Consider the following 11,359-nt stretch of genomic DNA (forward strand, 5'->3'; position numbering starts at 1 on the left):
CATAGTCGTGGCCACAACGGACCAAGTCTTCAATTTGCAAGCCGCTTTTATACAGCGTGCGCAACGATGCCTAAGAGCGAATAAAGCCCACAATGTCCTTCACGTCGCCCATAATCGGTGCGGCGATAGCCGCGGCGCGTGCAGCGCCGTCAGCCAATATTTTGTCGATCTCTGCCGGATCGCTCGTAAGCCGGTTTATCTCCGCTCCAAGCGGACCGAGCTTTGCAACGCTTAGCTCGGCTAAGTTTGCCTTGAATTCAGAAAACTGACGGCCACCATACTCCGCCAACACCGTATCCTTACTCGAACCAGATAACGCTGCGAAAATACCGATCAGGTTTTCTGCCTCAGGGCGACCCTGCAAACCCGCAGCTTCAGAAGGGAGCGGCTCAGGATCTGTCTTCGCCTTTCTCACCTTCTTGGCGATGGTGTCCGCATCGTCCGTCAGGTTTATGCGTGACAAATCCGATGGGTCGGATTTCGACATCTTCTTGGTGCCATCACGCAGGCTCATCACGCGCGTGGCTGGTCCGGTGATTACGGGCTCAGGCAACGGGAAAAACTCGCCATCATCAAATCCACGAGCGCGGATCTCGGTGTTGTAGTCATTGTTGAATTTACCGGCGATATCACGCGCCAGTTCTAGATGCTGCTTCTGGTCGTCGCCGACCGGAACATGCGTCGCCTTGTACACGAGGATGTCGGCGGCCATCAGGTTGGGATAGGCGAACAGACCCACAGAAGCGTTCTCGCGGTCCTTGCCCGCCTTCTCCTTGAACTGGGTCATGCGGTTGAGCCAACCCAGGCGGGCAATACAATTGAATACCCATGCCAGCTCCGCATGGGCTGCGACCTGGCTCTGGTTGAACAAAATGCTCGTTTTCGGATCGAGCCCGGCAGCCATATATGCGGCCGTCACCTTACGGATGGCCTGGCGCAGCTCCGCCGGATCCTGCCACACTGTGATGGCGTGCATGTCGACGACGCAATAGATGCACTGATGGGTTTTTTGCAGCTCGATCCACTGCAGCATGGCTCCAAGATAGTTGCCGAGGTGCAAACTGCCCGTCGGCTGCATCCCGGAGAAGACGCGCTCTTCAAACGGCATTATCGGGTTCCCTAGATTCGGAGCGCGGTTATCGCGCGGCTGCCAAGGCAGCGCAAGTCTTGAGCCCGGTCGATGCCACAGAATCCTGGATGATCGCCAAAACTCAGGAGGCCCGCCGGAGTTTTCTGACGAACTGCGAGGGGCTTAATACCCCGGTCAACAGGACCGTTCCGAAGAAGACGACAGCTCCTAAGCCTACCAACCCAGCAAGCGCCGAGAGTTGCAGATAGATCGGAGTGGCCGCCGAGAAATAAGGCGCCAACGGCCCCAAGGCGAACCACACGGCAGCACCCATGATGATGCTGGCGAGAATGATCAGTGGCAAGTTCCGCAGGAGACGACGGTCCGCCTGAAAATTGCCAGCGCGGCTTAGTGTTGCCCATAGAAGCAGGGCGTTAATCCAGCCTGCAAGCGACGTTGCCAGTGCAATGCCCACGTGCGGGTGATAACCCATCTGGGCAAAAGCGTAGAACAGCGCCAACGATCCCGCGACGTTTATGATCATGTTGAAGGCCGCGTAGCGCATCGGAGTTTTGGTGTCTTCACGCGCAAAAAAGGCCGGCTGGAAGACCTTGATCAGCACGAAACCTGGCAAACCGCAGGCAAACGCCGCGAGAGCGGGCGCGGTTGCTGCGGTATCGGATGGGGAAAACGCGCCGCGCTCGAAGAGAACACGGATGATGGGCTCTGCAGCCACTGCGAGTGCAACCGCCGCAGGCAGCGTCAACATCAGGCCGAACTCTAGTGACCGGTTCTGGCTATCCATGGCCGCGCGATGATCGCCGGCTTGCAGACGTCGGGACAGATCAGGGAGCAAGACAACACCGATGGCGACGCCAACAATCCCTAGCGGGAGCTGATAGAGGCGATCCGCGTAATAGAGATATGAGACGGCGCCAGCCTGCATCGAGGCGATTACCGTTCCCACGACAATGTTGATCTGCGTTATGCCACCAGAGATCAGTCCAGGGATACCCAGGCCAATCAGGCGTTTGACGCCCGGAGTAAGGTGGGGTCGGCGCAGCGACAAACGCATGCCGGCTCGACGCACAGCAACCCAAAGCAATATTGTCTGGGCGATACCGGCAATGAAGACGCCGATGGCGAGAATGATACCTGCGCCCGGTTTCTGAGAGTAACCCAGCGCGATCGCCAGCGAGATGGCGGCGATCAGAACGATGTTGAGCAGAATCGGTGCAGCCGCCGCAACCCAATACCGATGCATGGAATTGAGAATGCCGGACAGCAACGCGACCAGCGACATACATAGAAGGTACGGGAATGCGATCTGTGTGAGAAGAACGGCAAGATCATACTTGTCGGGATCGGCGACAAACCCCGGCGCAAGAATGAGCATCAGCCACGGCATCGCCAACATGCAGATCGCGGAGAATGCGAGCAGCGTGATAAGCAGGACTGACATTGCTTCTTCCGCGAATGTCTTCGCCGCGTCGGCCCCTTCGCCCTGAAGGCGTTTTGCAAACAACGGGACAAATGCCGCGTTGAATGCTCCTTCGGCGAACAAGCGCCTGAAGAGATTGGGAAATCTGAAAGCGACAAAAAAAGCGTCCGCAATCGCACCGGAACCGAGGGCGGCGGCGATCAGAATATCCCGGGCGAAACCGAGAATACGGCTGACCATCGTCAAGCCGCCAACAGTCACGAAAGAACGATACAGCATGAGGCCAGCGCAATATCCCGGAGGCGTGCCCTGTGCAAGGGACGTTGCACGCCAGGCTGTCACAATCACCTTGATGACGGGAGAAAATGTTGCTTTCGGGACGCGCTTTTTTTGGTGTCGAGGCGGCTAGGTGGTCTAAGTCACCGGCGGTGGGTCATCTTGTGCCAGCAGCTCCGTCAGCCGCTCGGTTATGCTCTGTTGGCGGGTTGGTGCCGTCACCTTTTTGCCGACGAGGTCGGTTACGTAAAACACGTCCACGGCCTTTTCGCCGAATGTCGTGATGTGAGCCGACGAAATATCGAGGTTCAGATCCGACAGAGCGTTGGTGAGATCATAGAGCAGGCCGGGGCGATCAAGTCCCGCGACTTCAATCACCGTGAAGTCGTCCGACAGCGCATTGTTGATCATCACTTCGGGTTCGACGCTAAAGGCATCCAGACGGTGCTCAGCTGGGCGCCGCTTGGACAACATCGGCCGCAGGCGCATCTCGCCGCGCAGCACGCGCCGGATCAACTGTCCGATACGATCCGCGCGCCGCTTTTCATCCTCGTCGCTTTGCAGCTCCCGCTGAAGCAAGAAACTATCGAGCGCATAACCATCGCGCGTTGACGAAATCTGAGCGCCGACGATGTTGGCCCCTGTGGCGGCGCATGCGCCCGCGAACAGTGACAACAGGCGGGCGTGGTTCGGCGCCAGGATGGTTAGCTCCGTCACCGCCGTGAACTCATCCGTCGTGTAGTGGAATGCGAGCTTGTCGTCGGAGCCGTCCGTCCTTGCCATCATCCGAGCGTGTTCGACCTGCCGCGAAACGTCATAGCGGTGCCAGTAGTCGTCATAGAAGCGACCGGTTACGCTTTCGATCTTTTCTGGGGTCCACCCCTCATCCAGGAGCGCCGCGCGCACGCCTTCTTGTGCTTCGGAGATCCGCTCACGATGGCCGTTCTGCCCGTAACCTCCAGAAAGGAGCAGCTCTGTCTCGTAATAGAGTGTCCGCAACAGCTGGCCCTTCCAGCCGTTCCAAGTGCCTGGGCCTACGGCACGGACGTCAGCGACAGTCAGCAGCAAGAGCAGCTTCAATCGCTCCGGACTTTTTACGACATCAGCAAAGTCTCTAATGGTCTTGGGATCGGAGATATCGCGGCTTTGCGCGATGTTGCTCATGGTGAGATGTTCTTCGATCAACCAGGCAACCGTGTCGGTTTCGGCCGCACTCAAGCCCAGCCGCGGACAAAGTTCGCGGGCAATTCGCGCTCCGACTATGGAATGGTCGTCACGACGGCCTTTGCCGATGTCGTGCAGAAATGCTGCGACGAACAGCACACGGCGGTTCAGAATCGTCTCGAACATCGGAGTCGCCAGAGGCAGCTCGTTAGCAGCGCCACCTTGCTCAATGTCCGTCAGCATTTGCACGGTACGGATCAGGTGCTCATCCACCGTGAAGTGATGGTACATATTGAACTGCATCATTCCGACAACGCGCCGGAACGCCGGGATGAAGCGACCCAGCACAGCGGCGTCATTCATCCGCCGTAGCGTGATTCCCGGATACGGGTCGTCGCAAAGCAACTCCAGGAATATTCGATTGGCTTCCGGATCGTTGCGCACCTTATCGTCGATCAGCCGGAGCGATTGGCGTAGCAGCCGAATGGCATCTGGATGAAGGAAGGTGTTGGTCTTTGCCGCCTGCGCGAAGAGCCTGAGGATGTTTACAGGGTCGCGCTCAAAGGCCTGCGGATCGGCAACGTTCATGCGGTCGTTATCGACTCGGAAGTCGGTTCGCTGGCGGATTTGCCTGCGAACCTTCCAGTTCAGCGGGCTCATAATCTCGCTGATGCTGGGCGCGGTCTTATGTTGCTGCATTTCCAGCGCGCCACACAGCAACGTTGTGAGATCACCGACTTCCTTGGCGACCAGAAAGTAGTGCTTCATGAAGCGCTCGGTCGCGCGCAGGCCGCCATGCTTCTTGTACCCGAGCCATTCTGCCATCTGAGGCTGAACGTCGAACGTCAGACGTTCTTCGGGACGGCCAGTCAAGAAATGCAGGAAGCAGCGGATGGTCCAGAGAAAATCTTCACAACGTTTGAAAGTCGCGACTTCCTCATCAGTAAAAATTCCCGCTGCGACTGTCTTCTCACCAACATCCTCACCGTAAATCGTGCGCGAGAGCCAATGCAGTGTGTGCAGGTCGCGCAGACCGCCTTTGCCGTCTTTGATGTTTGGTTCCACGCGATACCGGGCATCGCCGGAGCGCGCATGCCGGGCATCGCGTTCCGCCATCTTGGCGTCTATGAATGTGCGCTGCATTGAGCGGAGCTCATCCTGGAAGCGCTCTTCAAGCTCTGCGAACAGCTGCGCGTCCCCCAGCAGGAACCGCGAATCCAGCAATGACGTGGCGATGGTCATGTCTGTCCGCGCCAGCGCAACGCATTGCGACACTGTTCGCGTCGCATGGCCGACTTTGAAGCCCATGTCCCAAAGGATGTAGAGCATCTGTTCGGGGACGCCACCGCGCGCCTTGCGGGAAGAATGAATCAGAAAGAGCAGATCGATATCTGAGCCGGGGGCCAACAAACCTCGGCCATAGCCACCCGTGGCGACAACGGCCATACGGTCTGCGGCGGTCTGCTTGCGTCCCTTTAGTTCCAGCGACGTCAGCAGCTCAAACAGCATGCAGATAAGGTCGTCTTGAAACTGGCAAAGGTTGGCTGCACAGCGGCGCCCATCGCCATCGCGCTCCAATTGTGCGCGAAGGTGGGCGCGCGCGACCTGCGACATGTCCTTCAGGTGCTGGACGATGTCGTTGTGGGCCGCTTCCAAGCCGCCGTGGCGTTCGATCAAGACCTCAAGCGCAGCACGCACCGCGACTTTGTCAAATCGTTCTGCAACCGAAGTTGGGGCTATGACTGTATCCATAGCGCGAGATTTAGAGGGTTATGACCCGAGAGAGAAGACTTTTACGTGCTCTACTTCCCGTAAAGATCTCGCAGCTGGCGCTCACGCATCATCATCACGGCAAAGAGACTTCAGCTGATAGATCTTTTCGAGTGCCGCGCGTGGGCTCAATTCATCGGGATCTATGCGATCCAAAGCTTCTTCCACGGCGGACCTTCGAGCACCCTCGCCCTTGTCAGCCACTGCGCGACTTGCCGCAAAAAGAGGCAATTCATCCAAGATCGCTTCCGGTGAGTTGCTTCCCCGCCGTTCAGCATCTTCGAGCATCGCCAGCACTTCGGCGGCGCGCTCGGTCACCTGAGGGGGCAGGCCTGCCAGCTTGGCAACCTGGATGCCGTAAGACCCATCCGCTGCGCCGGGCCGCACCTTGTGCAGAAAGACGATTTCATCCCGCCATTCCTTCACCTCGATAGTGACGTTGGCAACCTCTTGCAGCCGCTCCGGCAAAACCGTCAGCTCATGATAGTGCGTGGCGAACAAGGTGCGGGAGCGGCAAACCTCGTGCAGGTATTCAATAGCGGCCCAGGCTATCGACAGACCATCAAACGTTGCCGTACCGCGGCCGATCTCATCGAGAATGACGAGCGAAGACGGCGTGGCGCAGTTGAGTATCGCAGCTGTTTCGACCATTTCGACCATGAAGGTCGAACGACCGCGCGCGAGATCGTCAGCGGCACCGACACGCGAGAAAAGACGGTCGAGCACTCCGATGCGGGCGTAACGCGCGGGAACGAAAGCTCCCATTTGGGCCATCAGACATATGAGCGCGTTTTGGCGCAAGAACGTCGACTTACCCGCCATGTTCGGACCGGTGAGCAGCCAGATCCGCGCGGCCCTGAGCTCTGATCCACCCTCACCATCGGATTGCTGCTGCTCGCCTGCAGCCCCATCCCCCAGGAGACAATCATTCTCAATGAAGGGCCCTTGACGCTCCGACTTGAGCGCCTGCTCCACGACCGGATGCCTGCCGCCTCGGATCTCAAGAGCCGTGCCTTCTTCGATCAGCGGGCGGGTGTAGCCTTCGTCCTCCGCGATATCAGACAAGGCCGTCGCTACGTCCAGTTCAGCGAGTGCCGCGGCGACGGCTGCCAGTGGAACTTCAGCTTCGTCGGCGCGACGGGCGAGGTCGGTAAAGATCGCCTGCTCCAGGCTCGTCGCACGTTCTCCCGCCGTCGCGATCTTGCCTTCGGTCGCGATCAGTTCGTCCGTGGTGAACCGAATGGCGTTGGCCATTGTCTGCCGATGACGAAAGACATCGGAGTGTGGCGGCTGCATCAGCGGCTGAGCGCTGGCTTGGCCGACCTCGATGAAATAGCCAAGAATGTTGTTGTGGCGCACCTTGAGGGTCTTCACGCCAGACTGCTGCTGATAGCGCGCTTCCAGTTCGAGCATCACCTGACGCCCGGTTTCTTTAAGACGGCGCGCTTCATCGAGGTCTGTGCTGTAGCCCTCGCGGATGAAGCCGCCGTCGCGTTTCAGAAGCGGCAATTCTTCATTCAGCGCATTTTCAAGTTCTTCACGCAAGGCAGCCGGTGCAGCCGCGAGGCGTTCCGCTATCGCTTGCAGTTCATTCGGCAATCCGATGGTCCCGGACTTTGCTTCCAACAAGCGCCCACACGCTTGCGCTGCGGATAGTCCATCGCGCACGGCGCCGAGATCACGTGGGCCGCCGCGGCCGAACGACAGCCGTGACAACGCGCGCGCGATATCAGGCGCGCTTCGCAAGCTATTCCGCAAGTCCGTGCGCAACGCGGACGCTTCGACGAGATACCCGACGGCATCAAGACGCGCATTAATGATGCCGACATCACGCAGAGGTGCCGCCAAACGAGCCGCCAGTTCGCGTGCACCGGGTCCCGTCACCGTGCGGTCGATGGCGTGCAGCAGACTGCCGCGCTTGTCTCCGTTTGTCGCCTTTGTCAGCTCCAGGCTTGCCCGGCTGGCTGCATCGATCAGAAGAATATCCTGCGCGCTGGCGCGTTTGGGCGGCCGTATCAGCGGCTTTTTGCCGATCTGGGTAAGATCGACGTATTTCAAGAGCGCGCCGATGGTTGCCAATTCGGCGCGCGAAAACGTACCAAACCCGCCAAGTTCCGCGACACCCAGCTTGGCTTTCAGTTCGCGCTCGCCGGCGCGGTGATCATAGAACGCGCCGGCCACGGGTGTGACGGCGGCCCCAGAAATCGCGACGGCTTGTTTGCAGGTCTCATCGGCGTCGTCTCTGTCGGAGACGAGTATTTCGCGCGGACTTAAGCGCACCAACTCGCCGGCAAGGTCTCCGCTCAGCGTCGATCCAACTTCAAACTCACCCGTTGAGATATCGAGTGAGGCCAACGCGACGCTGGCTCCGTCAGCACCTCGCTGCGCCAGCGGGATCAGCGCAAGCGCGGTCAAGAAATTCCGCGCGCGCGCATCGAGCAGTGTTTCTTCTGTCAGCGTTCCCGGCGTTACAAGCCGAACCACATCGCGACGCACGACGGCCTTGGCGCCGCGCTTGCGGGCTTCCGCTGGATCTTCAAGCTGCTCACAGACCGCGACGCGATAGCCGAACTTGATCAACCGTTGGAGATAATCATCCGCCTTGTGGACAGGAACGCCGCACATCGGGATATCTTCGCCCAAATGCTTTCCGCGTTTGGTGAGAACAATGCCCAAGGCCTCGGATGCAACGACAGCGTCTTCGAAAAACAGCTCATAGAAATCGCCCATCCGATACCAGAGCAGGCTGTCGGGATTTGCCGTCTTGATCTCAAGGTATTGCGCCATCGATGGCGTCGCTTCGGTAACGACGGCTTTGCCGGGACCGGATGCGGAAGGCCCACGGTCTTGCTTCGAGGTTTTGTCGTTACGTGCTGACATTTTGGCGCAAGGATCGTCTCAAAGGGGCCGAACATAGACGCGCAGCCATAGCCCGAGCCAACGTCTATTGAAAAGGGTAGCTAGGGTTTTCCCTCGTCAAAACGGTGGGTTTTCCAGGTTTGCGAACGTTGTCCGACGATAACCGGCTCGACATCCCACAGCGTGCGGTCTCATTCCGATTGCAGCAACATGCTCTCCGAGTTGTCCATACCGTCAACGCGCTGTCGTTTGTGTCGCATTGGTGCGGCGCGCGGCGCGCGATATTGGCGCGTCCGAATTCTCCTGTGTCACCTTTGGAGGAGAGTCTTCAGGGATGGAAGTTTTCCCTTGAGTTATCTCTAAGTGGAGAAAATGCCTACATTTTTTGCAATCCATTCCATCGCAATGACACAATTTTAACGTGTAATTGAATCACACGACATGGAGCAAATGCCGACTTCGTTGGCGCGTCGCATCCATCGGGACATTCAACATCGTTTCGACGCCCGCCCAGCGGGCGGTGACAGACGCAGCTTCAGGCAGACCAGACACCATCATGTCGATCGCTTTCACCTCCCAGCCGGCGGCGCCGCGCGATTTGAGGCTCGATTTCTTCCGGGGCCTCGCGATGTTCGCCATTTACATTGGCCATGTGCCGATGAACGCGTGGAGCGATTTCATGCCGGGACGGTTCGGCTTCGCCGATGCCGCCGAAGTGTTTGTCTTCTGCTCCGGGATAGCATCGGCTCTTGCCTTCGGACGCAGCTACGATCAGCACGGCTTCAGCATTGGGACAGCGCGTGTCGCCTATCGCTGCTGGCAGGTCTACTGGGCGCACATTGGGATTTTCTTCGTCGCTCTGGCGGCGATGATGATGGTCGACAAATGGCTTGGGGCCGGCGCGGATTACGTGATCGGTCTGAATCTGGCTCGGTTTGTCAACGATCTCTCGACCAACTTGCCGGGACTTCTGACACTTACATACGTCCCCAACATGTTCGATATCCTGCCGATGTATCTGGTGCTTCTCGCCATGATACCGGTGGTGATTGCGCTCTCGAAGCTCGGCCCCGTCTATGTATTCTCTGCTATGGTGCTCAGCTGGACCGCCGCAAATCTCAATTGGATCGAACTTAGTGCCGAGCCCTGGTCTGACCGGGAATGGTTCTTTAATCCCTTCGCGTGGCAGCTTGTATTTTTCACTGGCTTTGCTTTTGCGCGCGGATGGCTCCCCGTCCCCCCGGTTAATCGGCGACTTATGACAATCGCTGCCGTCGTCGTCTTGCTCACGATTCCGCTCGCCTATTGGCCGCTTGTTCGTAACGTCGATGTTTTGAAGGCTGCAGCCAAGGCGCTATCACCGCTGACAGACAAAACGCACGCCAGCGCTTTGCGCTATGTGCACTTCCTTTGCGTCGCCTATCTCGCTTATGCGTTGGCTGGTGATCGCGGGGCCAATCTCAGAGGACGTTTCGTGGCGATCTGTCAATTGGTTGGCCAGCAGGCACTCGCGACATTCATGGTCGGCTTGCTGCTGTCCCTTCTGAGTGGCGTCGCGCTCAATCTGATTGGCCGGAACTTCGCGACATATGCGCTTGTCAACCTTTCAGGCTGCGCGATATTGCTGGCGACCGCCTACGTTGTTGCATGGTTCAAGAACGTGCAGGGGCGAAAAGCCGTGCGCGCTGTCAGCATTCCGACCGCCAATGTCGCGCAGCACCTTCCGCAGACTGCACCGCCCCTCTCCAGGCCATTGGTGCAGCCGGTGGAGTAGCGTCGCGCGCACGTCGCTAGAGTGCCGATATAGTTAATAAATATTATACCGAATCGGGCCAAGACTGGCCCCAGAGTGTTGCGGCTCTACTACATCCGTCAAACTGTTGCCCGCTCGAGATCGATTATGGCGCGGTTTCTGTCGCCTGCCGGTTGTCGTGCAGCTTCAGAGGCTGCAATGTCGTAGGCGCAACGTTTCTGCTCGCCCGGACGGTATCGTCTCGGCGAAATTACAGGTCAATTTGACGTTGACGTCGTACAAAGACGGGGATTTGGATCATGAAATGCTTCACCAAAGGGGGCCGTGCGTTGGTCTCAGCTGCGCTGTCTCTGACAATGGTCGCGCTAGCTTCGAGCGCTGCGAACGCCCAGGATCTCTTTTCTTTCCTGTGGAGTGGCGGCTATCGCGATACGGTTTCGTTCTCACCCAAATACTCGCCCGGTCAGATCATCGTTAGCTTTGGTGATCGAAAGCTCTATTGGATCCATCGGCGCGGTGAGGCGATCAGCTATCCAATTGCCGTTCCTCGCGAACAGAGCCGTTGGTCTGGTGTAACCAGCGTCTCGCAAAAGCGCGTCAATCCCGGTTGGACACCAACGCCTCAGATGCGCCGCGAGAACCCCAAGCTACCTGTGCACGTTCCCGGCGGACATCCGCTTAACCCGCTGGGCGTCCGCGCACTCTACCTGGGTTCCAGCCTCTATCGCATTCACGGTACTGACGCGCCTTGGACGATCGGCACGGCTGTCTCAAAGGGCTGCATCCGGATGTACAATGAAGACGTCCTCGATCTTTATCCGCGCGTTCCCGTAGGCACACGCGTGACGGTCACCTGGAAGCGCTTCACGACCTAAAGCAAAGCCAGCTGCTTTCAGCTGTTGGCATCGCTTTCAGTAGCATTTCTCGATAGTTCATAACGGCGCATCGTTAAAACGGTGCGCCGTTTCTTTTTGAGGTCCTGATGGGCCCCCTGGGGGCGGTATCTGCGTCGTGGGCAAACGGAAGG

At 58.4% G+C, this 11,359-nt stretch carries 7 protein-coding genes; 2 read left to right on the forward strand and 5 right to left on the reverse strand.

What is annotated here, in order from left to right; all coding sequences use genetic code 11:
• Nucleotides 1–70: 70 nt before the first annotated feature.
• The 5 genes from trpS to K5845_RS11635 form a co-directional block, all read right to left on the reverse strand.
• Entirely contained in the window at nt 71–1,108 is a 1,038-nt protein-coding gene (gene trpS / locus K5845_RS11615) for a tryptophan--tRNA ligase (protein WP_090225881.1), read from the reverse strand.
• Nucleotides 1,109–1,211: 103 nt separating this feature from the next.
• On the reverse strand, nt 1,212–2,789 hold the full coding sequence (gene murJ / locus K5845_RS11620; protein WP_287959032.1) for a murein biosynthesis integral membrane protein MurJ: 1,578 nt from the start codon (nt 2,787–2,789) through the stop codon (nt 1,212–1,214).
• Between the two features lie 135 nt (nt 2,790–2,924).
• Complete coding sequence (locus K5845_RS11625; RefSeq protein ID WP_287959033.1) at nt 2,925–5,702, reverse strand: [protein-PII] uridylyltransferase; 2,778 nt, start codon at nt 5,700–5,702, stop codon at nt 2,925–2,927.
• 81 nt (nt 5,703–5,783) lie between these two features.
• Nucleotides 5,784–8,600, reverse strand: a complete 2,817-nt coding sequence (gene mutS / locus K5845_RS11630) for a DNA mismatch repair protein MutS (RefSeq protein WP_287959034.1) — start codon at nt 8,598–8,600, stop codon at nt 5,784–5,786.
• Between the two features lie 411 nt (nt 8,601–9,011).
• The gene (locus K5845_RS11635; RefSeq protein ID WP_172655214.1) at nt 9,012–9,218 is read right to left on the reverse strand and encodes a hypothetical protein; all 207 of its coding nucleotides are present in this window, start codon (nt 9,216–9,218) and stop codon (nt 9,012–9,014) included.
• Between K5845_RS11635 and K5845_RS11640 the strand changes: the two genes are divergently transcribed.
• Together K5845_RS11640 and K5845_RS11645 are read left to right on the forward strand one after the other, a co-directional pair.
• Nucleotides 9,208–10,353, forward strand: a complete 1,146-nt coding sequence (locus K5845_RS11640) for an OpgC family protein (protein WP_197540856.1) — start codon at nt 9,208–9,210, stop codon at nt 10,351–10,353. The genes K5845_RS11635 and K5845_RS11640 overlap by 11 nt on opposite strands.
• A 278-nt stretch (nt 10,354–10,631) precedes the next feature.
• Nucleotides 10,632–11,207, forward strand: coding sequence for a L,D-transpeptidase (locus tag K5845_RS11645; protein WP_046478213.1), 576 nt, complete (start codon nt 10,632–10,634; stop codon nt 11,205–11,207).
• Nucleotides 11,208–11,359: the final 152 nt, after the last annotated feature.

Source organism: Filomicrobium sp. (genome assembly GCF_025698805.1).
In the GTDB taxonomy this organism is placed as follows: domain Bacteria; phylum Pseudomonadota; class Alphaproteobacteria; order Rhizobiales; family Hyphomicrobiaceae; genus Filomicrobium; species Filomicrobium insigne.

Bases quoted from the DNA above. Each gene is read 5' to 3' on its own strand.
- trpS (WP_090225881.1), bottom strand. From the start codon at position 1,108: ATGCCGTTTGAAGAGCGCGTCTTCTCCGGGATGCAGCCGACGGGCAGT.
- murJ (WP_287959032.1), bottom strand. From the start codon at position 2,789: ATGCTGTATCGTTCTTTCGTGACTGTTGGCGGCTTGACGATGGTCAGC.
- K5845_RS11625 (WP_287959033.1), bottom strand. From the start codon at position 5,702: ATGGATACAGTCATAGCCCCAACTTCGGTTGCAGAACGATTTGACAAA.
- mutS (WP_287959034.1), bottom strand. From the start codon at position 8,600: ATGTCAGCACGTAACGACAAAACCTCGAAGCAAGACCGTGGGCCTTCC.
- K5845_RS11640 (WP_197540856.1), top strand. From the start codon at position 9,208: ATGTTCGCCATTTACATTGGCCATGTGCCGATGAACGCGTGGAGCGAT.
- K5845_RS11635 (WP_172655214.1), bottom strand. From the start codon at position 9,218: ATGGCGAACATCGCGAGGCCCCGGAAGAAATCGAGCCTCAAATCGCGC.
- K5845_RS11645 (WP_046478213.1), top strand. From the start codon at position 10,632: ATGAAATGCTTCACCAAAGGGGGCCGTGCGTTGGTCTCAGCTGCGCTG.